Below are 23,083 nucleotides of genomic sequence, written 5' to 3'. Positions count from 1 at the left end.
AATGAGGATCATTCCCGCTATCGATATTATAGAAGGTAAGTGTGTGCGTCTTTCCAAAGGAGACTACACTACCAAAAAGATTTATAACGAAAATCCGCTGGAAGTGGCCAAATCTTTTGAAGATCATGGCATTCAATACCTGCACGTGGTAGACCTGGACGGTGCAAAGTCGAAACACATCGTGAACCACCAGGTTTTGGAGCAAATCACTTCAAAAACAAGTTTGAAAATTGATTTTGGAGGTGGATTAAAATCAGATGACGACCTGCGAATCGCTTTTGAAAGTGGTGCCAGCCAGGTTACGGGAGGCAGTATCGCGGTGCGGCAACCGGAACTTTTCAGGAAATGGCTTCAGAAGTATGGTAATGAAAAGATCATTTTGGGGGCAGATTGCATCAATCGCAAGATTGCTGTTAGCGGCTGGACAGAAAATTCCGAAGACGACGTGCTGGATTTCATTAAGGCTTACGAAGCAGAAGGCGCGAAATATGTAATTTGTACCGATATTTCCAAAGACGGAATGCTTGCCGGGCCTTCTTTTGTGCTGTATGAAGAACTGCTTCAGGAAACTGAAACTATCAAATTGATCGCATCCGGTGGAATTTCCGAATTCGAGGAACTTCCAAAGCTTCAGGAATTGGGTTGCGAGGGAGTGATCATCGGTAAGGCTATTTACGAGAACAGGATCACTTTAAAACAACTGGAAAATTATATTTTAAACAAAAACTAAATGCTCACAAAACGAATCATTCCCTGTCTGGATATCAAGGATGGAAGAACCGTTAAAGGCGTAAATTTCGTGGACCTTCGCGATGCCGGAGATCCCGTTGAACTGGCCGCCTCGTATGCGGAAAAAGGCGCAGATGAGCTGGTTTTTCTCGATATTTCGGCTACTGAAGAAAAACGGAAAACTCTTGCGGAGCTGGTCCTGAAAGTGGCAGAACAACTGAATATTCCGTTTACCGTGGGAGGAGGGATTTCTTCGGTGGAGGACGTAAGTATTTTGCTGAACAATGGTGCCGACAAGGTTTCGATCAATTCATCAGCCGTAAGGAACCCGGGCCTGATTAACCAGCTTTCCCGGAAATTCGGAAGTCAGTGTGTGGTCGTGGCGATCGATGCTAAAAAAATCGACGGGGTTTGGAAAGTGCACCTGGTTGGCGGAAAAGTGCCGACCGAACTGGAATTATTTTCCTGGGCGGAAGAAGTCGCAGAAAGAGGAGCCGGGGAGATCCTGTTCACTTCGATGGATCATGACGGTACCAAAAATGGCTTTGCGAACGAGGCGTTGGCCAGACTTTCCGAAGAATTGAACATTCCAATCATTGCTTCAGGAGGAGCGGGCGACATTCAACATTTTGAAGATGCCTTCACGAAAGGAAAGGCTGATGCTGCGCTGGCTGCCAGTGTGTTTCATTTCGGGGAAATTCCAATTTCAGATTTAAAAAAGAATTTACAACAGGCCGGTATTCCGGTAAGATTATAAAATTATGGAAATCGATTTCAATAAAAACGCTGATGGCCTGGTGCCGGCGATCATTCAGGATGCGAGCACGCAAAAGGTATTGATGCTTGGCTATATGAACGAAGAGGCTTTTTTAAAGACCAACCGCACCAAGCAGGTAACGTTTTATAGCCGCACGAAGCAACGACTTTGGACGAAAGGGGAGGAAAGTGGCAATTTTCTGGAACTTGTAGATATCAAGCTTGATTGCGATAATGATACCCTGCTCATCCAAGTGAACCCTAAAGGCCCGGTGTGTCATAAAGGTACTGATACCTGCTGGGCGGAAGAAAATACCACTTCTTTCGGTTTTATTTCTGAACTGGAAGGAATTATAGAAAGCAGGCATAAGTTGAGCCAGACCGAGCCGGAGTTGCGGAAGGAAAATGAATCCAGCTACGTGGTTTCCCTTTTTGATAAAGGCATCAACAAGATCGCTCAGAAAGTGGGGGAGGAGGCCGTGGAAACCGTCATTGAGGCTAAAGACCAGAACGACGAACTTTTCCTGAATGAAAGCGCTGACCTGCTGTTTCACTACCTTATTCTTCTGAAAGCCAAAGGTTTTAAACTGGAAGATGTTGTGGGAATTTTGAAAAACAGGCATTAAAAAAATCCGCTGCTTTAGCGGATTTTTTTCAGTTTTGACTGATCATTTCTTACCAGCTTCCCATCTTACCGGAACGAAAATCCTGGTAAGCCTGTTGGATCTCTTCTTCGGAATTCATCACGAAAGGTCCGCCGAACACTACTTTTTCGTTAAAAGGTTCCGCATGACCAAGAAGCAGGATGCTTTCTTCATCTGCTGAAATTTCCAGCACCTCATCATTTTTGGAGAAATCGGCTAAATGAAGGGCCGGGACTTCAATTTCATTAACGGTCAATTTTCCCCGAATCACATAAAAGAAAATATTTTCTTCTTTTGGGATTTCTAGTGATAGGTTACTGTTTGCATCAAAATAGATGGTTGACAGGTTGACGGAGGTTGGGGTATCAAAAGAACCTCTGATGCCTTTAAAACTGCCTGAAACTACCTGGGATTTCACCGTTTTGTCCTCGTTCTCCCAAACTGAAATCTGGTCTTTTTGAAGCCCTTTGTACTGGGGTTCGCTCATTTTTAGTCGTTTTGGTAAATTCACCCATAACTGAAGAATTTCCAGTGGACCGCCCTCTTTTTTGAACTTATCAGAAGAAATTTCCGCATGAATGAGTCCGCTACCGGCGGTCATCCATTGTACGCCGCCTTTGTCGATCACATTTTCATGGCCGCCACTATCTTTATGGGCTATATCACCATCGATGATAAAAGTGACCGTTTCCATGCCTCGATGCGGATGTGGTCCAAAAGGAAGGCCGTTGTTATTTGGCCCGTAAACCTGTGGTCCATGATGGTTCAAAAATATGAACGGATCGATTATTTGTAGATTGCGAGACGGGAGCGGGGAAAAGGTTTCCAGGTCATCAATAGGCCGATATTCGGCTTTGTGCAATTTTTTTATATTTCTCATAGCTTGTTTTTTACATAGATCAGTTTGAACTTGGAGTTCCCATTTTCCCTGGATTCCACCTCAAATTTATCAATGGAACTGATCATCGGTGTCAACTTCTGAAATCCATAATTACGGGAATCAAAGTTCGGTTGCTTTTTCTGAAGCAAACTTCCAACATCTCCAAGAAATGCCCAGCCATCTTCATCGGCCACATCAGAAATCGTTTGGGAGATCAGGCGTACCACCTGCGGGGTAATCTTGTCTAAATTGGGCTTTTTGGAGCCTTTGTCCTTTGATTTTTCGCTCCCGCTTTCTTTCGACTGGTCTTTCAGAATTTCCAGGTAAATGAATTTATCACAGGCCACAATGAACGGATCTGGAGTTTTTTTCTCCCCGATACCAATCACTTTCATGCTGGCTTCACGCAACCGGGTGGCCAGCCTGGTGAAGTCTGAATCACTGGAAACCAGGCAAAAACCATCAACTTTGTTACTGTAGAGAATATCCATAGCATCGATGATCATAGCGGAATCTGTCGCATTTTTGCCCTGTGTGTACCCATACTGCTGAATGGGCTGAATGGCATTTTCGAGCAGCATACTCTTCCATTTGTTCAGGTGCGGTTTAGTCCAGTCACCGTAAATTCTTTTGATAGTGGGATTGCCGTATTTGGCTATTTCTTCCATCATTTCTTTAACGAATGCGGAAGGGATATTATCGCCGTCTATTAAGACAGCCAGGTTGGTTTCCATGATTTTCTTTTTGGTTAGTTAAAGTTACGGCTTTATGCCCGTTTTTAAGTGAAGGCCTTCTTAAAACTCCTAAAGTTCGTCGTCTGGTTCCACGTGAATGAGCACATCGGCCACTTCCGGGAGTTCCTGAAGGATATCATCTTTTACGCGGTGGGCGATATCGTGGCCCTCTTTAACCGTAATAAGCGCATCAACAGCGATATGCAGGTCTACGTGGTAGGTCATTCCCGTCTTTCGAATATAGCATTTTTCAGTCTCCACGACCCCGGGATGGGTAATGGCAATGCTCCGGATATCGGCTTCCAGCTCCTCATGCATATGTTCATCCATGATCTCTCCCAGTGCCGGGCGAAGGATAAGATAAGCGTTATATAAAATAAAGCCCGAAGCAAATAGTGCCGCCCAGTCATCTGCCACCTCGTAGCCGTCGCCCATCACCAGCGCAATACTAATGCCGATAAAAGCCATTAACGAGGTGATCGCATCGCTGCGATGGTGCCAGGCATCAGCTTCCAGAACAGAACTATTGGTCTCCCTGCCTTTTCGCTTGACGATCCGGTAGAAAATTTCTTTGATGATGATGATCACCGCCAGTACCAGGAGTGTGTAAGCTTTTGGTGTTTCATGCGGCGTGCGAATGTTCTCAATGCTTTCATAAGCAATGATCGTAGCGGAAACGATCAGGAAACCCACCACCATAAAAGTGAACAAAGGTTCGGCTCTTCCGTGGCCGTAAGGGTGGTTGTCATCGGCCGGTTTGGCGGCATAACGCAAACCCAGCAATACCAGAATGGAGGAGAAAACATCTGTCGTGGATTCGATGGCATCTGCGATCAGGGCGTAAGAATTTCCGAAGAAACCGGTAAGGAATTTGGCAATGGCAAGGCAGGCGTTTCCGGCAATACTGAGATAGGAAGCTTTGATCGCCTCTTTCGCGCCTGTTTGCATAGGTGGTTTTTTTGCTAAGGTAACGGAATTGCTACAGCTTTCAAATTTACCAGTTCACCACGAAAAAGCTGGAGTAATCTGAAGAATTTTTCATCCAGAGTAGGGGAACCTGGCCTTCGGAAAATAATCTATCTATAGTTTTCTGAATTTCAGTAAATGATTTCCAGTGGCTTCCGGAATCTGGTCCAGCGCTCCAACTAACTTTCGGCGGACTTACAAACTGGCAATTTTCATAATCTCCGGAGAGAAATTCCGCATAAATGATCCAATGCCCAATAAGGCAATTTTCATTCACCTGAAAGTCTTCTTGTAATTGCGCAGGCTGTGCAAATAACTGTGCTTTAAAGCAAAGCTGCTGCTCGACTTGCGCGGGATCAATCCCCAATCTTTCCAGGTATGTTGCGGTCGCAGGATGATGCAGCAACGGAAACTGGTTTTTAGTTAGTTTCTGAATTTTATACGAATAACGATCTTTGCGTTTAGGGCCGATCCACCGGTCATTTTCCGATGCAAAACCGGGATCGTAGAGATATAGTTTGTAAACCAGCTCTACATGCAGGATTTTACCATTTTCGGTGTCGCGAAGAAGGAAATCCAGTTCTCCAAGCGTTCTTTTTCCTTCAATCACCTGGATACTGTGGGCGAGTAAATGATACCTTTCAGATTGACTGATGGCAATTTTGAAGAAAGCTTCCATCCTTTTTCCTAAAATGGAAGTGCCCTTTGAAGGCATTTGCTTCAATTCTCTCCGAATATTTTCGTTCATGGTGATCTTCGGAAATTCAAAGACCGGGTAGGAGCGAGGGCTTTCAAGCTTTCGAATGTCTGGGGTTCGGCAAAAACCTAAAAACTGATCTTCCAGTTCGCTCATTTTTCTTCGATCGGGATCCAGATTTGCTCTTCTGAATCGGGATTTTCGGGGCCTTTGTAGGTGCTGCCCAGAACTTCAAAATGCGGGCGGTTTGCCAGGCGGTATTCCGATGCCGGAAGCCAATTTTCAAAAATATACTTAGAAGTGTCGGCAAATTTTTTAGCTGTCCCATGATGCGTAAAAACCGCGTAGAGCCCTTCCGGAATAACCAGGTTTTCCAAAATTTTATAGCTCGTGTCATGATCGGTAACCGACATTCCAGCCCATTTTTCAAAAATAGAATCGGTATCAAAATCGCCGGTCATGAAATTCTTTCCATACACCTGTACTGAATACAGATCTTTGGAACTGGCATTTTTGATCCCACCGCGCAACTTCATAAATCGTTGCCATAATAGACTGGTCTTATCAGCAGCCAGACTGGTAGCAACCTTGATTCCTACCAGTTTTATAGCTGAAGTCTTTTTAATTTCAGGTTCGCCCATGCTTTTCTAATCTTCTGAATTTTGCTGTTCCTGGATCATTTTTCGCGCATGATCATTCTCGGGGTTTAGCTCCAATGATTTTTTATAGGCCCTGATACTTTGTTGAGTTTTTCCCAAATTTTGATAAATTTCTCCTAAACTATCCCAGGTATTCGCTCCTTTGGGATACAATTCAGTGTTGAGTTTGAGAATGATCAGCGCATCTTCGTTACGGTTCATGGCCATAAGCTGGTAACCAAAAGAATTGATGCCCATTTCTGAAAGGTCATATTCGGAATTTTCATCCTCGTAATGATCCTGAATAAAAACTGCGATATCTTCTACTTTTTTATCTGAAAGCATCGCGGCCAGCTTTTTCTGGTTCATCCTTTCCAACTGAATTTTTTGCTGAGCCAGTGTAGGCACACCATAGTCCTGGCGTTGTGCATCTGAAACCTGCGTGCTATCTATTTCGTACTGAATATACGGCTCGTTCATACCATTTTTTAGAAATTGCGTGCCATAGATTTGCGGTTCGCCTTTCCTCATAAGATCGCGATCAATGGCAGCAGCGAGCAGCCATTTATTGGTAGAGGGATCCATCTCCACTGCTTTCTTCATGTATTGGACCGCCTTTCCGGAGGCGATAGTATCGTTACCGTGTTGATAGATCATCGCGGCATGGTAAAAATCCTGTGCGGTCTTCACTTTACCTTCTTCGATCATTCGGTCTACGGATGCACGCCGAATGCTGTCTTCCCGGCTCAGGACGGCCCAATCTATCGGGCCGTTCATCCTGGAAGCCTGATCCTTTTTGTACATTGTTACCAGTTCCTTGTTGTTTTCCTGGGCAAATGCCGTGATGCTGAGCAGTAAGAAGGTGATGATGGAGATTCTTATTTCCATAATGATGATATTGATTGATGATTAAAATTTATTTTTTGGGATTGATCTCAAAGTTCTTCGGATGCTTGGCACCCATCAAATTTTCTACAAAATAATCCCAGCGACGGCGCATCATGTAATACGAATCCTGGCCGTAACCGTGTCTGGCATGCGGGAAAATGATAAGATCAAAATCTTTATTGGCCTTGATGAGGGCATCTACAACCAGGTAAGTGTTGTAAGGAGGAACATTATCGTCTACCGCTCCATGTGCCAGCAATAGTTTCCCCTGAAGATTCTCTGCAAAATTCTGGTTCGCCTGTTTTTCGTAATTGTCGCCATCTAATAAACCGATGTACCGCTCACCCCAATCGTCTTCATAATTTCGGTTATCGTGGTTTCCAGATTCGGAAATACCCACTTTATAGAATTCCGGGTAACGAAACATTGCTGCAGCAGTGGCGAAACCACCACCTGAATGTCCCCAGATCCCTACGTGATCCAGATCCATATAAGGATATTTTTCCGCCAGTTGCCTGATTCCAGAAATCTGGTCTTCCAGGGTGTTATCGGCCATATTTCCGTAGCAGGCATCGTGGAAATCTTTGGATCGTCCTGGATTACAGGTCCCATCGATAATCACTACCACAAACCCCAGCTCTGCCAGCGCCTGGTGGTCGCTTCTTGATGGACGGAAGGAACGAGAACCTACGCCACCTCCCTGAGGTCCTGGATATATATAATTAACTACAGGATATTTCTTGTTTTCATCCAGATTGGTAGGGGTAAACATCAGCCCATACAAATCCCATTTTCCATTCCGAGATTTTACAGTAATTGGGGTTGGAGCTTTCCAACCGGCATTTTCCAGACCAGTGACATCTGCTCTTTCCAGTTTGGAAATCAGTTTTCCTTTCATGGAGCGCAAAACGGCCTGATTGGGCACGTTTGGTTGCGAAAAATTGTCTATAAAATATTCCCCTTCAGGAGAAATGCTTATGGTGTGATTCCCGTCTTCCGGAGTAAGAAGTTTTAGTCCGGAACCGTTGAATTTCACGCTGTAGAAATGGTTGAAGTAGGGATCGCGACCATCTTCTCTTCCGTTTGCCAGGAAATACAACTTTCGGGATTTCTCATCCACCTTCAACAAAGCGGTCACCACAAAATCTCCTTTGGTGATCTGGTTCTTCAGTTTACCGGTTTCTGAATCGTATAGATACAGGTGCCCCCAATTGTCTTTTTCCGAATACCAGATGATTTCATCAGAATCTGGTAAAAATCGCCAGTTAATACTGCCCTGGCCAGATTCATACTGCGTGGCTACGGTTTCTTCCAGCACGTCACGAACCTCACCGGTCTCGGCATCAGCAATTCGAAGTTTGGCAGTTTTGTGGTCTCTGGAAGAAGATACAAATGCCAGCTGCTCTGAATCTGCGCTCCATTCATTGTCATCAAAACCACCGGAGCAGCTGATGTCGTCACACAAAGTTCCCCGGCGCGGATCTGCAGGGACTTTCAGGTTGATCACCTCAGCGTTTTCCACATCGATGATCACACGATGGATCTTGATGATCTCCTCATCTGTTGGTAACGGGTACTTCCATTCCTGCAACTCTGGTTCGCCAACTTTAGTATCTACCAGGTACATGTCGCTCACGTGGCGTTGATCCTGTTTGAAAGTGGCAATTTTTTCAGAATCTGGTGACCAGAGAACGATTGGTCTGTCACTTTTTCTCCAGCCGGCATTATCTGTAGCATAACCAAAGTTCTTTTCACCATCTTCCGTAAGCTGTTTTTCCTCGCCGGTCTCCAGGTCGCGAACATAAAGATTCCAATCTTTGATGAAAACGACCTTTTTACCGTTGGGAGAAACCACTTCAGTACGGCTGTAATTTCGTTCCTGTGTGATATTATCAGGGTTTTTAAGCAATGCTTCTTTGGAAGAAGCTGTTTGTTTTTTACCATTTTTGGCATTCACCAGCACGTATTCTTCGGAATTTTCTCCATCTGCCTGGTACCAGAAAGAGTCCTCATCTATCCAGCGAGCGCTTACCCGGGCGTTCTTCACCTTGGGATAGGTGTTATAGCTCAGGAATTCTGTAGCTCGCTGATATTCTTTCAGTGTTACCGAATCTTTACCGGTCTGGGCAAACGAACCAAAGCCCAGGGAAAGACAAATTGTACTAATTAGCAGGGATCTTTTCATGATGTTTTGTTGATTTAGGTAGCAAGATAAGAAATCGGTCAGGGAATGCCAGATTATTCCAGTTGCACGCGTTCAGATTTTGGATATTTCACTTCGTACTGCAATTTCAGTTCTTTCTGAGTTCCCGGATCCAGGCGTATTACCCAGTTTACTTCACCGGTCTTTTCGTTTAGTTTTCCGCCGGAAAGTTCCAATGCTTTTACTTCGATGGCACTGATCGCCGCTACGGGAACCTGATCGCTCACATGTATCGTCACCGCTTCAGACTTTCGATTCCTGATATTGATACTGAATTCCCGGCTGTCTACCTTATTGCTCCCAATGAATTTCTTGGAAGAGAACTGGTCTATTTTTTCCCGATCTATACTGATATTCGAATCCTGCCCCAGGGAAACACTTAGCGTATCGCTAAGCATCCCGGCATCGAGGACGGTTTTACCCACATAGGTGTTTTCGTAAAACAAACTGGTTTCTCCTTCCAGCAAATTGTAATCCTGCCAGTTGGTGATCTTCGCGATGAGATACGCCTTTTCTTCCAGTTTTGGCACTGTATAATATTCATAGGAAGCATCGATCTCATAATCGGCAAGATTTACGGTAAGTTTTTCCCCGTTAGAAGGAATGCTATAAGGTTTTTCAACTTCAAATTCTACGGTGGTATTGGTTTCTACCGCGGTGGTCTTGATCTCCCTGGACGGACTTTTTTCCACCCGGGCACCTTTTACGCCATATCCTATTAACACGACTTCATCGAGAGAATTGGCATCTTCTGTCATCACCACATTGATGTGCTCGTTGATGATGGGACGTTCTTCCGTTTTAAAGCCTACAAAGCTAAAGACCAAAAACTGGCTCCTGGATGGTACGCTGATCTCGTATTTTCCGTCAAAATCAGTAGAAGCGCCAATAGTTGTGCCTTTGACCATGACGTTCACACCCGGAACCGGATCACCATATTCATCGATGACCGTACCGCTTACGGAGCTGATATTCCTGCCGGGAATAAACCTGCTTTGGGCAGCGTAAATGGTGTTGCGAGGATAGTTCAGGTACCAGGTTTCCATCTCTGGAGCGGTGCCGTTTTGGTTCGGATTCCCGCTGGAGAGTTTTAATTTTACATTATTCCAGTCGTTGCCGGTATTCTGGTAAACGTTTGCTTTATATTTTAACTGAACCGGATCAGAGGTGTTTTTCGCGCGCAGGTCATAATTGGGGTACCAGCCGGCATTTTTGACCACATAGGAAACTTTAAAGTTTGCCGAAGTACTGCGATCAGATTCTATTTTGACTGAAATTTTTCCGGAGGGCAAATCCTGAATCGCCGAAACATTGGCCAATTCTTTTTCCAGTAACGCTTTTTGCTTCAGAAGCATCTCGATCTCTTTCTGAGTTTGCTGGAAATCTTCTTTAATTGCAGTAAGTTCCCGATCGTAAAAGTCGATTGCCTGTTTCAATTGGGTTAGGTTCGCAGCGTTGTTATCTCCGCTGAGGTCTTTATTCTTGTCCAGCAAGCTTTCTTTCTCATTCAGCACTTCCAGTCTGGCATTTTTAGAAGCGACTTCGGTGTTCACTGTTTTCAGCGCGTTCTGTAAACTGTCATTTCGCTTTTCCTTGTTCAGGTAATCCAGGGAATGCATAACGGATAAGACTGTAAAATCTCCTTCAGCCTGTACCTGTATACTTTTTTCATCGATGAAAGGCGAAAGTTTATCAAAGCTAACAACACTGGTTCCGGCGGAAATTGAGGAAGCAGCTTCCCGGTTTATCTGGGCTCCGTTGAGAAAAACAGTAACCGATTTAATTTCGGAAGCGACTTTTTTTTCAGCTACATTTTGTGCACCACAGGTCAGTGCCGCCAATAATAGAAATGGCAGAAACAGGAATTTTTTCATAATTGTATCAGGTTAGTATGGTCAGGTTTTTAATTAGATTATGAAAAATACTAAAATTTCAGAGATCATAGCAATCCATCCAGACTCCATTTTTACCTTCAAAGCGTTCCTCCACCGGTGAATCATAGGTTATGAGGATATGTCCACCCTCAATAAAGGCCATTCCTTCGGCTTTGTCAGCGCCGTGTTCCAGTTCTGCTCCGCGGGCAACATCGAACAGCCTTTCAGGTTTATGGATCACGCTGCCGTGTTCATCTGGCAGGCCGTTTTTAACCCGATAAATACTGATGGTTCCGTCGAGATCCATCGTTGGCCCGGCCAAGAGATACAGGTCTCCTTTCTTGTCGATGTTGAGTTCCCTGATTCCCATTCCGCGGAGATCCAGAAAGTGTTTCCGGTATAATTTGTCTTCCCCATCGCGTTTGGTCAATAGTAATTCTCCATCAAATTCCTTGCAGCCAATTTCCAGTATGATCGCGTAGCCATTCAGAACAGGACCCCGAAGACCAATGAAGATCCGGCCATTTTCAACTGCGAGGCCTTCAATGTCAAAACCATTGTCTTTGCAGGGAATCATCATGAACCGTTCAAGGTGTTCATCGCGCATCAGGGCATTATGCAACTCGGTGCTTTTGGTGCCGCCGCGGAGCATCAGGGGTTTAATGGTCTTTCCTTGATATTCCGCTTCTTTCAGCAATTCGTAGGAGCCGTTTTTTTTGATGCATGGAATGCAGCCAAGGCTGAACCGGTTTTCATCCAGCGCTACATCAGAAAGGTCATCGAGTTGTTCTTCCAGGCTGTCTTCAGGATCCGGGGAATTGCGTTTCAGGCTCATGCTTCCGCAGAACCAGAGGTAGGGCTCGGCATAGGCAAGCGCTTCCATATCGGCCTCTCCGTCACTGTTCGGAAGATCAAAAAAATCTGTAAGTTCATAATGTTTGTGGTAGCCATAGCCTTTTTCGGTTGCTGTAAGTCGCTCGATACCGGCATCTTCGTCATAACTGAGCCACAAATTCTTTTCAGTGACCAGGCAACTTGAAATTTCGGAACGCAGGTCTTCCAGGTTCGAAAAGCCTTTATGGAACTGGATGAGGCATTTGTGGGAAGGATCTTTCCTGTTGGGTTTCATAGTAGTTTTTTTAGCATGGATAATTTAATTGAAATTATTGAAGCCGGGTTTATTCCATATTCTAAACTTATGTGAAAGTCTAGTTTTAGAGATTAAATATCTTTGCCAAAAAAAGTTTGCATAGGAAACGCTTTTATTATTTTCTGAAAATTCAATATTTAGGCTATCGCCTGCACGGGTGGCAAAAACAGCCAGCTGTTAAAACCGTGGAAGGGCTGATCACCAAAACGCTGAAGTGGGTCATTCCGGAAACCAAGTACAAGATCCTTGGTACGAGTCGTACAGATGCGATGGTATCCGCGGGAGAATCGGCCTTTGAGCTGTTTGTAGACCACGAACCACTTTCGAATTTGGACGATTTCCTGGAACTCTTCAATAAAAATCTTCCGCAGGACATCCGGGCTTTGCACATCGAGGAAGTTGATGCGAATTTCAATATTATCCAGCATTCTAAAATGAAGGAATATGCATATCTCTTCTGCTTCGGAAAAAAATACCATCCGTTTTGTGCGCCATTTATGGCCAATTTTCAGGAAGACCTGGATATTGAAAAGATGAAAGCGGGCGCGAAACTGTTTGAAGGCAGGCATCATTTCCGAAATTATTCGGTCAGGGTTTCAGAAAAAAGCACTTTTGAAAGAACCATCCTAAGATCTGAAATTGTGGAGAATACCCTGTATACGGCCAATTTTTTTCCGCAGCAATCCTTCGTTTTCCATATTCATGGAGCCGGATTTTTACGCCACCAGGTAAGACTGATGATGGGTGCCATGGTGTTGCTGGGTAGGGGAGAACTAAGCCTGGAAGATATCAGGAACAGTTTGCTTGAGAATACCCCGGAACATCAGATGGATTATATTGCGCCGGCTTCCGGCCTCATCCTCAATAAAATGGAATTTGAGTAAGAATTCCTGTATTCGGGATAAAAAATTCTGCTATTTTTATAAAAACAACCTAACATGGCGAAACGCAAGAGGCATTTGCTTCGAAGGCCAAAACACAGTAAATCTCTTAACCAGATCCCGGGAACACTTACCTACGTTGGAAACAAGGAATCTGTTGAAACCAGCCTGGATGTTATAGATTACAATCAGGAGCAGTATGAAAGGTTCCAGTCCAAAAGCCCTCAGGATGCTTTCAAATTTGTAGATGAAGACCGAATTACTTGGTTCAATATCGACGGACTCAATAATGTGGAGGAGATTGAGAAGCTGGGAGAATATTACGAATTGCACCCGCTGGTGATGGAAGACATCGTAAATACCGGTCAGCGCCCGAAAATTGAAGAATATCAGGATTATTTGTTCATCGTCGCTCAGATGCTCTATTATAAAGACGGAGAGATCGAAAATGAGCATATCAGTATGATTGTGGGAAAAAACTATGTGCTCACCTTTCAGGAGGCTAATGGCGATGTTTTTGATCCCGTTCGGGAACGCATAGAGACCGGAAAGGGAAGAATTCGTTCCCGTTCTGCTGATTACCTGATGTTCGCCCTGCTGGATGCTATCATAGACAATTACTTCCTGGTGATAGACGATATGAGCGATCGCATCGAGGCGCTGGAAGAAACGCTGTTCACCACGCAGCCAAGTGATGATATTACCCTGGAAATCCAGGAGCTCAAACGCAATATCCTGCGAATTCGCCGGGCGGTCTTTCCACTTCGGGAAGTGATTGGACGGCTCGAAAAAATCGAAAGTGACCTAATCGAGGAAAAAACCAATAATTACATCCGGGACCTGTATGATCACATCGTTCAGATCTCAGAAAATATTGAAATTTACCGGGAAATGATCTGGGGGCTTATGGATATGTATATGACCACCATCAGCAATAAAATGAATGAGGTAATGAAAGTTTTGACCATTATGGCCAGTATTTTCATACCGCTAACATTTATCGCAGGGATCTACGGAATGAATTTTGAATATATTCCCGAACTACAATGGAAGTACAGCTATTTTGTACTTTGGGGTGTCATGATCATCATTTTTATAGGGATGCTCTATTACTTCAAGCGCAAAAAATGGCTCTAAATCAAAATACATGAAAAAAACAGTTTCCACACTTTTTATACTGATGTTGATGAATTTGAACGCACAGGAAAGCCGTTTTCAGCCAAAGGATTCAGTAAACAAGGTTTATATTGGAACCTATACCCAGAAGGAAGGCCACGTAGATGGTAAAGCAAACGGAATTTATCTCCTCAACCAGGATCCCAACACCGGCAGTTTACAATTTAAAAGAACGGTTGCTGAAGTGACCAATCCTTCTTTCGTAAAAGCAGGACGGGCAGGGAAGTATCTTTTTGCAGTTAGCGAACTGGGACCGGGAGAAGGCGAGACCGGATTTGCTTATTCCTATGCCATTCAGCCCGATGGTGGGCTTCAACAGATCAGTAAAGTAGCAACAAACGGCCTGGCGCCCTGTCATGTTACTGTTGACAGGTCTAATAAATATGCCTTTGTGAGCAACTATCTTGGAGGGGTGGTGATGCTTTATAAAATTACGGAAAACGGAGAACTGGAGGTTTCCCAACAGGTAGACATCGATGATCCGGAAGGTGCCCACACGCATTCCGTAAAAATTAGCGGGGACAATAGAACCGCTTACATTGCAGATCTTGGACACGATAAGATCTGGATCTATGATTTTGATGTGCAGGAGGGAAAATTATCGCCACACGTTCAGCCTTTTGTGGAACTTCCAAAAGGTTCCGGACCGCGACATTTGAGTTTTGCCAAAAATGGAAGTTTTGCTTATAGTGCCAATGAATTGAACAGCAGTGTTTCAGTTTTTGAAGTGTCGAATGACGGGAGTTTGAATTTAGTACAAACCCTGAGCTCGCTGCCAAAAGATTTCAGTAGAAAAAATTCCGGAGCTGATATTCATATGCATCCAAATGGTAAATTCTTATATGCTTCCAACCGCGGGCATAATAGCATTGCCATCTTCAGAATTGATGTCGAAACCGGAAAATTGAGCCCCATAGATTATGTGCCGATCGCCGGAGAAACACCACGCAATTTTGCCATTTCTCCCTACGGAAAGTTTCTCTATGCTGCCAGCCAGGATACCGGTAATATTACCAGTTATAAAATTGATGAAGAAACCGGAAAGCTGAAAATTTTCCCGGAAATTTTCCCGGTAAAAACGCCGGTTTGTATCGAGTTTTTAAAATAGCATCAAAAAAATCCCGGTCCTGAGGCCGGGATTTTTTCTTTGAAACCAACTTTTAGACTTCTTTTACTACAAAAAAGCCATCATTTCCCTGTGACTGGTAGAGGGGCATAAAAATGTACGCATCCCAATCGCTTTTTACGGCTTGACCATTTTGTGTCGCTAGTAATTCACCTTTCTTGATTTTCTGAAAATTCTCATAACCATCCTGCATTTCAAAAACATCTCCCTCATCGAGTCCATGACGGTAAATGATCTCAAATGTTTTCTGAGGTGGGGCATTTTTCTTAGCAAAACGGTCAACACATTCCGGATAGGTTGAAATTTTTTCCAGGTCCAGTTCACAGGCTTCGCGAAGTGCCAGCCAGATGACACCTTCATGGTTCTCCACCGAGCGAACATCAGTATGTTGTCCAGCTTCAAAAACAAAACCGGTCATTCCCGTTCTACTCAAATAATGGTCAATATCGCCGGTAATGATATCGCTAAAACCCCTGATGATGTAAGTAGGGAAGCGGTGCGCCCATTCATCGTTATCGTTTACCACCTGTACCGAAACATAAGGCAGGCTGGCAGAAGAGGTGGTATGACAGTCTAAGAAATATCTTTTAGTAAAATCTTCTTCTGAATACTGATCCAAAATCCTGATAATGTCAAACATTTCTTTGGTCTCGTGGGTGTCTCTTCCGCCGCGATCGATATTTTCCTGTGTCCAGGTGCGATTCAGGTCTTCATTAATATAACGCTGATTCTTGTTCAGCGCTTTTTTATTTCCAGCCACTCCCAGAATTTTACCTTTAATTTCCGGTTTGGTCTTATTTAGTTCTTTGAAAACCCGTTCTAAAGCCTTGATTCCGCTGGGCTCATTTCCGTGGATTCCACCGGTTACAAACAACAGCGAGCCCTTTTTCCCCGAGCTGTATTCCCCGATGATCCTCGGGATCTCTTCCTTCAATTCCTCGTTCATTGTTTCCGTTTTAATCCATTGTTGCCAGCGTTCTGTTGGATAGAGTACCGGCGTATTGTTTTTTGTATTCCAGTTTGCGCTCAATGGCCTCGATCACATAATCAGTAAAAGGAGGCAGGCCAATATCTTTAAAGCGTTCCATCCCACCAGGACTTAACACGTTGATCTCGATTAGCTTGTCTTTAACAATATCAAGCCCTACAAAAAAGAGTCCATCGCGAATGAGTTTGGGTGCCGTGAGATTAACGATTTTCTGCATGGCGGGAGTAAGGTCGCTGCTATCAGCGGTAGCACCTAATTTGAAATTGCTTCGGAATTCACCTTCCCCGCTTACTCTACGGATAATCGCCTTTTTTCCATCTTTTTCCATGACTTTTCCATTTAGTAACAAGACGCGCACATCACCATCTTTGACCGCCGGAAGAAATTCCTGGGCGATCACATAGCCTTGTGAACTCAGGTGATCGATGATCTGGTTCACATTTTTCTCGTTTTTATCGATGAGGAAAACATCCTGTCCGCCGGAACCTTCCAGTGGTTTCAACACCATTTTCTTGTTCTGCTTTTCCCAGAAATCGAGCAATTGATCCTTATCACGTGTGATGATGGAATCTGGCTTGATCTCCTGCGGAAGTTCTTCAAAATACAGTTTGTCAATAAACGCATGAGACAAAGCATAAGCGTCGTTCAACACCATCACTCCTTGTTGTTGCACCATTCTTCCGAAGGCAACCCCGGCCTGTTCCGCCCATTGGCGCCCTTTTTCTTCTGTTGGGTTGTTACGGATAAATACCACGTCCAGGCTGGTCGAATCGATCTTCTTCTTGCGGGCCTTACTTCCCTGTAAAGCTTCCAGGTATTTAGACGGAGATTTCGTCTTAGTATCTTTCGGAACCTGCGTGGCGTTGATACTGATCGGCGCATCGTGATGAAAAGTAAAATCTCCAACTCCCATCGCGAAAACTTCGTGGCCCCGCTGATGCGCCATCGTCATGAGTGCTACCGAAGTACCACTGGATTCATTCTCTATATCGTTTAAAACAAAACATATTTTCATTTGCATACCATTTGTGGCAGACTAAGTCCCTGCCTGATTAATTTTAATTTTTCATACATTTTCTCGCTGTGCAGAAAACTGGGTTTTATTTTCACAGGATTCAGCACATGGCGCTCGGTTAGTTCTTTAATGATTTCGGTATGTTTGATACCGTATTTCCCGGCCAGCAAAGGTTCATAATCACCTCCCTCACGGAGGTGTTTTTTGAGCATGACCAGGCCTTTCAGGTAAATGATGTCTTTCAGGAAACCGCCTCCCTGCATAATGCGGGAAGTGATATTGAAAGCTCGTTCATCTCCAAAACCATATTCGGTTTTCAGAAGCCGAAAAATTTGCTGAAAATCGCCGCCTTCCATCAGGGCTTTTCCTGCAAGAACTCTTCCGGCGAGAATCCGAAGCCTATTGGCCGTCAAACCGTCTACCATGAATTCAGACATTACAGCAAGTCCTTCCTGGAGCGGATCATAATCTGCCAGGCCAATACTCAATTGCTGAAGCGGTTGAGTTTTTCCATTATAATACGTCAGGACATGGGTTCCAACTTCATGCTGAATCAGCGCTTCGGCTTCAATTCGCTTCATTTTATAATCAGCAGGAATATAAAGTTCGCCATGCGATACCATCATCACATTCACATCATTCCGGATATGCACCTTGCATTTAAAGTTTTCATCCTGTTCCCTGAAATAGTCAAATTCCTTGCGAGCCATACTGCTAAAGGCTCTTGCATCCAGGAGATCTTCGCCTTCCCGGTCATTCTCTTCCGGGACTTTGGTGAGGATATTGGTGGCTGCTTCACATAGATCATGATCAATCCCTTTGTAAAGCCTGATGCCATCGTACATGAAATTTTTCGTTCCCCGTTCACTGAGCATGGTGATTTGCATATCCAGTTCTTCCCGTTTTTCCCGGAAGAGGAATGACATGGCCGGATCGTCTATATCTTCCAGTTTCAGGTTGTAAAGACGTCTTTTCAATACATCCGGATCTATGGGTAAAAGCCGATAATGATAATCTGGAACCTTCTCAAATTTGCTATTAAAAAACTCATTTTTGATTTCCCTGATATTGGAAGGCGATACCAGCCATAAAAACTGGTAAGACGTTTCAATATTCGTAAGCTGCTTATCAATATCAAAAATGATCTGTTTTAAGTACTTTCTTCCAAGGGCATTATAGCTCGCCACGCCGCTGGAAGTTTGAACCCTGATAAATTCAAAAAAGCAACGGTGCATCGCATTGATGAGGTAATCTTTAAAGCCGCGGAAGAAAACCGGGTATAACTTATTGTGTTCATCGCGGTACACCGGCGGAATTTCCAGCCCTACCATAACCGCTCCGCAGTTTTTTGCCTCCTCGATGCTCATTAAGGCGGAATCAGCTGGAGCTTGTCTTTCAGAAGAATCTGAAATTTCTGCGTCCAGGTAAATGCCTGAAAATTCTTCGTTGACAGCGAGCAGGTTTTCCTTCAGTGTTTTTAAGGTCGAAGGCAAACGTTTATCCGGGCCTTTAATTCGGAATTTAAATGAGGAAACTTCTCCTGAATAAATTTCGAATAACAGGTAGGATTTGAACTTGGTCGAATTGCGATCGGAAAGGGCGTAAATCAGTTTCTGATAATTCTCAAACTGTTCCGTTCCAATCACCAGGTAAGAAGCCTCACTTAAAATAAATCTTCTGGTACCGCGATCGTCGCGCTTACGGCGATAGATTGCCAAATAAGGCAGTTCCTTTTCAATATGTAAAAATCCGTTTCCCGGTAGTGCGCAGCTAATTTCCTTTTCCTCTTCCAGGCTATCCAGAGTATCGAGAATGTGATTTATGGACTTAGCTGATAGATTTTTGATCTCTTGCATGTGGTCTAATAAATCTTGTGCACGGGTAAACTCCCGAAAATCATTGTTTTTTTGGTTGATGGAATTTAAAGTTAGAAATATTGAGAGGCCTTTCCCTTAAAATTGACCTATTTGACAATACTTTAAGAGACACTTGTTAAACAATGTGAAAGTGGAATTTCATCAAACTGTGAGAAGAAAAGTATAAAAATGAAAAAGCCCCGGAAATTTTCCAGGGCTTTTTGCTAAGTGATCGCGACAGGATTCGAACCTGTGACCGTCTGCTTAGAAGGCGGAAAAAAGTCCACCAAGTAATCGTATTAAGTTTTGTATTATACTGTAAATCAGTATTTTAATGAAATTTGATTTCAATTGGTTTTATCTGAGTTCAACAAAAAGTGTGCGCAAAGTGTGCGTAAAATTACCTAACTTTATTAGCAAATCTTAAGCTATGGCACGTGCAAGACTCACATTAGACACTCGAGAAAAGTCAAAAAATTCTAATGGACTTTATCCCATCATCTTACGAATTTTTCACAGGAAACCTCGAATGGTTCGTATGGATAAATATACATCAAAAGATGGTTGGGATGATTCCAGAATGGAATTAAAAAAATCCGCAGTCGCTAATAAGGAACTTGATATCACTGCAATAAATCTTGAACTATATGACAAATTGCATATTGCAAAATCCATTATCCACGGTCTCGGGAAAACCCTTAACGATATTACGGTTGATATGCTCATCGAAAACATCAAAAAAGCTTGGGATGATATTCTTGAATCAGAGTTAAAGAAAAATCTTTCTAATTCATTAACCATAAATGACTGGTGTAAAGTACTTGTTGAGCGAAAACTAAAAGAACAGGAACCTGGTACTGCCAAATGGTATGCAGATTCGATTCGGGCTGTTACAAAATTTAATAATGAACAGCCAATCAAGTTTTTCCAGCTAAATGTTACTTTTTTGAAAGAATTTGAAGCGGAGCATAGGGCCAAGGGCAATTCGAATAATACTATTAGTGCATATTTGCGTGGCTTAAGTGCAGTCTATAATAGCGCTATTAAGGAAGATAAGTTTGAGCCTGAAAAAAATCCTTTTCATTTTTACAAAATTCCATCTTCAAAAAGGACCAAGAAAAAAGCTCTACCGAAAGAAAATTTTACAACGATTCGTAAGCTTAATTATCCAGTTGGAAGCAATCTTTTTCACGTAAAAAACTATTTGTTGAGTATGTTCAACTGTCGGGGGATGAATTTGATTGATCTCGCTAAGTTGCGCGTTAAGGATATACAAAACGATAGAATTTTTTATGGAAGAAGCAAAACCGATGACCCGCTTTCGGTCAAAATCACGAAGGAATTCCACGATATTTTGGTTTATTATGTTTCTGGGAAAGAGCCTTGTGATTTTATATTTCCTATAGGCTATGATGGGTCGGTTACAAATTTTAAGAAATATCGTTCGGATCGAAGATTAGTTAATAAGCTTTGCAAAATTATAGCGAAAGATGCTAAACTGAATGTTCCATTGACTTCATATTATGTCAGGCATTCCTGGGCAACGATTGCTAAAAATATGGGAATACCAACGGAGATTATTAGTGAAGGCTTGGGGCATCATTCTTTGAAAACAACCGAAATCTATCTCAGAAGTTTTGATAACAAAGTGTTGGATGATGCAAATGATTTAGTTGTAGCTTAATAATTGTTATAAGTCAAAAAAACATAATCTTTTTCAATTTTTCAAACACTTCCAAGGCAGGACGGTTGGAACTGGAATCTAATATAGAAATCTTTATAAAATCTTAATTTCTGGTCTTTCAGGTTAAAAAAAATTAAAACTGTAAGAACTTAGCAGAATTTTATAAGTCAACTTTTCATCTCATTTCTATATTTATTGTATAACCATAAAAATCAATAAGTTATGAGGAATGAAAAATTGATCCATGCACTCGGAAATTGCATTAATCATTGTAATTATTGCGCAGATTCTTGTCTGGATGAAGACGATGTGAAGAAAATGGTAGACTGCATCAGAACCGATAAGGTTTGTGCTGAGGTGTGTTCAGCGTTGAGTCAGGTTCTGGCTACCAGCTATTCAGATGTGAGAGGTCTGGTACAATATTGTAAAAAAGTTTGCGAGGCCTGTGCAGATGAATGCGGAAAGCACGAAGCTCAGCATTGTAAAGACTGTGCAAAGGCATGCCAGGAATGCGTAAAAGCATGTGAGGCCTATTTAGCATAATTTAAAAAAGCATCTGAAGAATCTTCAGTTATTTCTGATGGATTCTTCAGATGTTTTTTCCTACAGATTCAGGATTTCAAAAAACTCCTTTTTAAACTAACCTAACCAAAAAATAAATTATGGGAAATAACCATAAAGATTACAACGAGGAACATGAGAATGGAGGAATGGCTAGTCGGGGAGTTACCCGGCCCATGGCGGAAAAAGAAGTAACAGGTCATTCACATGATCATGGTGATGATAAGGGTGGGATGGACCGCATGAAAATGCTTTATATGCACCATAAACAGACGCTTTGGATTTACTGGATGCTGATAATTTTGGGTGCCTGGCTGGTGATTTCTCCATTTACTTTTGATTATGGGAAGGATATCGTTCAACCTTCAGGGGGCAGGTCCCTATGGATAAGTGATTCAATGAGGGTGTTGGTGATGAAGTGGAGCGATATTATTAGTGGTTTGCTTCTTATGTTCTTTGGGTGGAGATCTCTTACACCCAACCGGCCAGTAAGCCTTTGGATAGCCTGTTTCATAGGGATCTGGTTGAACTTAGCACCCGTGATCTTCTGGGCGCCAAATGCCTACATATATAACAACGATACCATTGTAGGGGTCATGGTTATAGCCTTAACCATTTTAATCCCGGGTATGCCTAACATGATCACATATATGAAGATGGGATCGGTGATTCCTCCGGGATGGAGTTATAATCCGTCTAGTTGGCCACAACGATGGATCATGATCGTTCTTGCATTTTTTGGCTGGATAGTTTCTCGTTACCTGGGAACGTTTCAGCTGGGTTACACAGATTATGCATGGGATCCGTTTTTTGGAGAAAGTACAATGAAGGTACTTAATTCTAATATGTCTCATTCACTCCCAATTTCAGATGGAGCCTTTGTGGGGCACTGGCCTATACGTTCGAATTCCTAATGGGTTGGATGGGAAGTCCCTCAAGGTGGCGAACCATGCCCTGGATGGTCACATTTTTCGGGATCCTGGTGATTCCTTTGGGATTAGTACATATTTTCCTGGTAATATCTCAACCAATTGTAGTAGGTGAATGGTGTACCTTTTGTCTTCTTGCAGCTGCAATAATGCTGCCCATGATTCCATTAGAGTTTGATGAGGTCATAGCGATGAGACAACATATGGTACAGGCTAAAAAGCGTGGTGATAATTTGTGGAAAGTATTTTGGAAAGGTGGTGAAGCATTCGAAGAAAATAAAGATGAGCGTACCACCGAACTTATAGAATTCCCTAAAAAGCCTATGGGCGTTTTTAAATCTTCGGTCTGGGGTATGAGCGTACCATGGACGTTAGGAGTGTCTACAGCACTGGGTGTTTTCGCCATGTTTGCTCCTGCAACATTTGGGGTTGATATTACCACTACATCTGCTCATGCATTTCATTTGGGCGGATCGTTAATTGTGGTTACCTCAGTGATTTGTATGGGTGAAATTGTACGCCGAGGTAGATATTTGAACATACTGCTCGGGTTAGGCGTTGCCATTACACCATGGATTGCAGGGGATGGAAGTTTAGGTTTAAGTGTAGCTGGAACAATTGTAGGTCTGGCTGTAGCAGCGCTTTCTTTCCCACGAGGACCGAAAAAGGAAGAATATGGATTATGGGATAAATATGTAAAATAAAGTA

At 43.1% G+C, this 23,083-nt stretch carries 22 protein-coding genes; 10 read left to right on the top strand and 12 right to left on the bottom strand.

Annotated features, from left to right (window positions below):
- Position 1 precedes the first annotated feature (1 nt).
- Genes hisA through hisIE form a run of 3 tightly spaced genes read left to right on the top strand, consistent with a single transcriptional unit; the run spans position 2 to position 2,111 of the window.
- Positions 2–730, top strand: a complete 729-nt coding sequence (hisA, locus tag GRFL_RS17175) for a 1-(5-phosphoribosyl)-5-[(5-phosphoribosylamino)methylideneamino]imidazole-4-carboxamide isomerase (RefSeq protein WP_083645760.1) — start codon at positions 2–4, stop codon at positions 728–730.
- Positions 731–1,486: an imidazole glycerol phosphate synthase subunit HisF gene (hisF, locus tag GRFL_RS17170; protein ID WP_083645759.1), complete on the top strand. Its 756-nt coding sequence runs from the start codon at positions 731–733 to the stop codon at positions 1,484–1,486.
- A 4-nt stretch (positions 1,487–1,490) separates the two neighbouring features.
- A complete protein-coding gene (gene hisIE, locus GRFL_RS17165; protein ID WP_083645758.1) occupies positions 1,491–2,111 on the top strand; it encodes a bifunctional phosphoribosyl-AMP cyclohydrolase/phosphoribosyl-ATP diphosphatase HisIE in 621 nt (206 codons plus the stop codon).
- A gap of 49 nt (positions 2,112–2,160) precedes the next feature.
- On the opposite strand, the gene GRFL_RS17160 is transcribed toward hisIE, so the two are convergent.
- From GRFL_RS17160 to GRFL_RS17120, 9 genes are all read right to left on the bottom strand, one after another.
- The gene (locus GRFL_RS17160; protein WP_083645757.1) at positions 2,161–3,009 is read right to left on the bottom strand and encodes a pirin family protein; all 849 of its coding nucleotides are present in this window, start codon (positions 3,007–3,009) and stop codon (positions 2,161–2,163) included.
- Positions 3,006–3,743 (bottom strand): NYN domain-containing protein, encoded by a 738-nt coding sequence (locus GRFL_RS17155; RefSeq protein ID WP_083645756.1) that lies wholly within the window; start codon positions 3,741–3,743, stop codon positions 3,006–3,008. The genes GRFL_RS17160 and GRFL_RS17155 overlap by 4 nt, the downstream gene beginning before the upstream one ends.
- 69 nt (positions 3,744–3,812) lie before the next feature.
- Entirely contained in the window at positions 3,813–4,691 is an 879-nt protein-coding gene (locus tag GRFL_RS17150) for a cation diffusion facilitator family transporter (RefSeq protein WP_083645755.1), read from the bottom strand.
- A 46-nt stretch (positions 4,692–4,737) separates the two neighbouring features.
- Positions 4,738–5,562, bottom strand: coding sequence for a DUF1853 family protein (locus GRFL_RS17145; RefSeq protein ID WP_083645754.1), 825 nt, complete (start codon positions 5,560–5,562; stop codon positions 4,738–4,740).
- Entirely contained in the window at positions 5,559–6,047 is a 489-nt protein-coding gene (locus GRFL_RS17140; RefSeq protein ID WP_083645753.1) for a GyrI-like domain-containing protein, read from the bottom strand. The genes GRFL_RS17145 and GRFL_RS17140 overlap by 4 nt, the downstream gene beginning before the upstream one ends.
- 6 nt (positions 6,048–6,053) lie before the next feature.
- Entirely contained in the window at positions 6,054–6,932 is an 879-nt protein-coding gene (locus GRFL_RS17135) for a tetratricopeptide repeat protein (protein WP_083645752.1), read from the bottom strand.
- A gap of 28 nt (positions 6,933–6,960) precedes the next feature.
- Complete coding sequence (locus GRFL_RS17130; RefSeq protein ID WP_083645751.1) at positions 6,961–9,117, bottom strand: S9 family peptidase; 2,157 nt, start codon at positions 9,115–9,117, stop codon at positions 6,961–6,963.
- A 53-nt stretch (positions 9,118–9,170) separates the two neighbouring features.
- Positions 9,171–11,009 (bottom strand): DUF4139 domain-containing protein, encoded by a 1,839-nt coding sequence (locus GRFL_RS17125; protein WP_083645750.1) that lies wholly within the window; start codon positions 11,007–11,009, stop codon positions 9,171–9,173.
- Positions 11,010–11,067: 58 nt separating this feature from the next.
- Positions 11,068–12,138, bottom strand: a complete 1,071-nt coding sequence (locus GRFL_RS17120; RefSeq protein ID WP_083645749.1) for a DUF3616 domain-containing protein — start codon at positions 12,136–12,138, stop codon at positions 11,068–11,070.
- 116 nt (positions 12,139–12,254) lie between these two features.
- Between GRFL_RS17120 and truA the strand changes: the two genes are divergently transcribed.
- The 3 genes from truA to GRFL_RS17105 are packed head-to-tail and all read left to right on the top strand — an operon-like array spanning position 12,255 to position 15,324.
- Complete coding sequence (gene truA, locus GRFL_RS17115; RefSeq protein ID WP_083645748.1) at positions 12,255–13,043, top strand: tRNA pseudouridine(38-40) synthase TruA; 789 nt, start codon at positions 12,255–12,257, stop codon at positions 13,041–13,043.
- Between the two features lie 54 nt (positions 13,044–13,097).
- Positions 13,098–14,177, top strand: a complete 1,080-nt coding sequence (corA, locus tag GRFL_RS17110) for a magnesium/cobalt transporter CorA (protein ID WP_083645747.1) — start codon at positions 13,098–13,100, stop codon at positions 14,175–14,177.
- Positions 14,178–14,187: 10 nt separating this feature from the next.
- A complete protein-coding gene (locus tag GRFL_RS17105) occupies positions 14,188–15,324 on the top strand; it encodes a lactonase family protein (protein WP_083645746.1) in 1,137 nt (378 codons plus the stop codon).
- Positions 15,325–15,376: 52 nt separating this feature from the next.
- Here GRFL_RS17105 and GRFL_RS17100 read toward each other — a convergent pair whose 3' ends face one another.
- Genes GRFL_RS17100 through GRFL_RS17090 form a run of 3 tightly spaced genes read right to left on the bottom strand, consistent with a single transcriptional unit; the run spans position 15,377 to position 19,201 of the window.
- Positions 15,377–16,288 carry a M14 family metallopeptidase gene (locus GRFL_RS17100; RefSeq protein WP_083645745.1) on the bottom strand — a complete coding sequence of 304 codons (912 nt, stop codon included), beginning with the start codon at positions 16,286–16,288 and terminating at the stop codon, positions 15,377–15,379.
- A gap of 10 nt (positions 16,289–16,298) precedes the next feature.
- Entirely contained in the window at positions 16,299–17,345 is a 1,047-nt protein-coding gene (locus tag GRFL_RS17095) for a glutathione synthetase (RefSeq protein ID WP_083646248.1), read from the bottom strand.
- On the bottom strand, positions 17,342–19,201 hold the full coding sequence (locus GRFL_RS17090) for a peptidase MATCAP family protein (protein WP_083645744.1): 1,860 nt from the start codon (positions 19,199–19,201) through the stop codon (positions 17,342–17,344). The genes GRFL_RS17095 and GRFL_RS17090 overlap by 4 nt, the downstream gene beginning before the upstream one ends.
- A 430-nt stretch (positions 19,202–19,631) precedes the next feature.
- Here GRFL_RS17090 and GRFL_RS17085 point away from each other — a divergent pair, with 430 nt between their 5' ends.
- The 4 genes from GRFL_RS17085 to GRFL_RS18180 all read left to right on the top strand — a co-directional run bounded on the left by GRFL_RS17085 (position 19,632) and on the right by GRFL_RS18180 (position 23,079).
- On the top strand, positions 19,632–20,885 hold the full coding sequence (locus tag GRFL_RS17085) for a site-specific integrase (RefSeq protein ID WP_083645743.1): 1,254 nt from the start codon (positions 19,632–19,634) through the stop codon (positions 20,883–20,885).
- Between the two features lie 222 nt (positions 20,886–21,107).
- Positions 21,108–21,428: a four-helix bundle copper-binding protein gene (locus GRFL_RS17080; protein WP_083645742.1), complete on the top strand. Its 321-nt coding sequence runs from the start codon at positions 21,108–21,110 to the stop codon at positions 21,426–21,428.
- Between the two features lie 119 nt (positions 21,429–21,547).
- Positions 21,548–22,360 carry an SPW repeat domain-containing protein gene (locus tag GRFL_RS18185; protein WP_206601052.1) on the top strand — a complete coding sequence of 271 codons (813 nt, stop codon included), beginning with the start codon at positions 21,548–21,550 and terminating at the stop codon, positions 22,358–22,360.
- A complete protein-coding gene (locus GRFL_RS18180; RefSeq protein WP_341475758.1) occupies positions 22,360–23,079 on the top strand; it encodes a vitamin K epoxide reductase family protein in 720 nt (239 codons plus the stop codon). The genes GRFL_RS18185 and GRFL_RS18180 overlap by 1 nt, the downstream gene beginning before the upstream one ends.
- The last annotated feature ends 4 nt before the right edge of the window (positions 23,080–23,083 follow it).

This window comes from Christiangramia flava JLT2011 (genome assembly GCF_001951155.1).
GTDB lineage: Bacteria > Bacteroidota > Bacteroidia > Flavobacteriales > Flavobacteriaceae > Christiangramia > Christiangramia flava.
This window is presented reverse-complemented; position numbering and strand designations above follow the sequence as displayed.

Coding starts and splice junctions, on each gene's coding strand:
- GRFL_RS17095 (WP_083646248.1), bottom strand. CDS start 17,345: ATGAAAATATGTTTTGTTTTAAACGATATAGAGAATGAATCCAGTGGT.
- GRFL_RS17090 (WP_083645744.1), bottom strand. CDS start 19,201: ATGCAAGAGATCAAAAATCTATCAGCTAAGTCCATAAATCACATTCTC.
- GRFL_RS17080 (WP_083645742.1), top strand. CDS start 21,108: ATGAGGAATGAAAAATTGATCCATGCACTCGGAAATTGCATTAATCAT.
- hisF (WP_083645759.1), top strand. CDS start 731: ATGCTCACAAAACGAATCATTCCCTGTCTGGATATCAAGGATGGAAGA.
- GRFL_RS18185 (WP_206601052.1), top strand. CDS start 21,548: ATGGGAAATAACCATAAAGATTACAACGAGGAACATGAGAATGGAGGA.
- GRFL_RS17130 (WP_083645751.1), bottom strand. CDS start 9,117: ATGAAAAGATCCCTGCTAATTAGTACAATTTGTCTTTCCCTGGGCTTT.
- GRFL_RS18180 (WP_341475758.1), top strand. CDS start 22,360: ATGGGTTGGATGGGAAGTCCCTCAAGGTGGCGAACCATGCCCTGGATG.
- hisIE (WP_083645758.1), top strand. CDS start 1,491: ATGGAAATCGATTTCAATAAAAACGCTGATGGCCTGGTGCCGGCGATC.
- GRFL_RS17160 (WP_083645757.1), bottom strand. CDS start 3,009: ATGAGAAATATAAAAAAATTGCACAAAGCCGAATATCGGCCTATTGAT.
- hisA (WP_083645760.1), top strand. CDS start 2: ATGAGGATCATTCCCGCTATCGATATTATAGAAGGTAAGTGTGTGCGT.
- GRFL_RS17085 (WP_083645743.1), top strand. CDS start 19,632: ATGGCACGTGCAAGACTCACATTAGACACTCGAGAAAAGTCAAAAAAT.
- GRFL_RS17150 (WP_083645755.1), bottom strand. CDS start 4,691: ATGCAAACAGGCGCGAAAGAGGCGATCAAAGCTTCCTATCTCAGTATT.
- GRFL_RS17135 (WP_083645752.1), bottom strand. CDS start 6,932: ATGGAAATAAGAATCTCCATCATCACCTTCTTACTGCTCAGCATCACG.
- GRFL_RS17120 (WP_083645749.1), bottom strand. CDS start 12,138: ATGAAACCCAACAGGAAAGATCCTTCCCACAAATGCCTCATCCAGTTC.
- GRFL_RS17100 (WP_083645745.1), bottom strand. CDS start 16,288: ATGAACGAGGAATTGAAGGAAGAGATCCCGAGGATCATCGGGGAATAC.
- GRFL_RS17155 (WP_083645756.1), bottom strand. CDS start 3,743: ATGGAAACCAACCTGGCTGTCTTAATAGACGGCGATAATATCCCTTCC.
- GRFL_RS17145 (WP_083645754.1), bottom strand. CDS start 5,562: ATGAGCGAACTGGAAGATCAGTTTTTAGGTTTTTGCCGAACCCCAGAC.
- GRFL_RS17105 (WP_083645746.1), top strand. CDS start 14,188: ATGAAAAAAACAGTTTCCACACTTTTTATACTGATGTTGATGAATTTG.
- GRFL_RS17140 (WP_083645753.1), bottom strand. CDS start 6,047: ATGGGCGAACCTGAAATTAAAAAGACTTCAGCTATAAAACTGGTAGGA.
- corA (WP_083645747.1), top strand. CDS start 13,098: ATGGCGAAACGCAAGAGGCATTTGCTTCGAAGGCCAAAACACAGTAAA.
- GRFL_RS17125 (WP_083645750.1), bottom strand. CDS start 11,009: ATGAAAAAATTCCTGTTTCTGCCATTTCTATTATTGGCGGCACTGACC.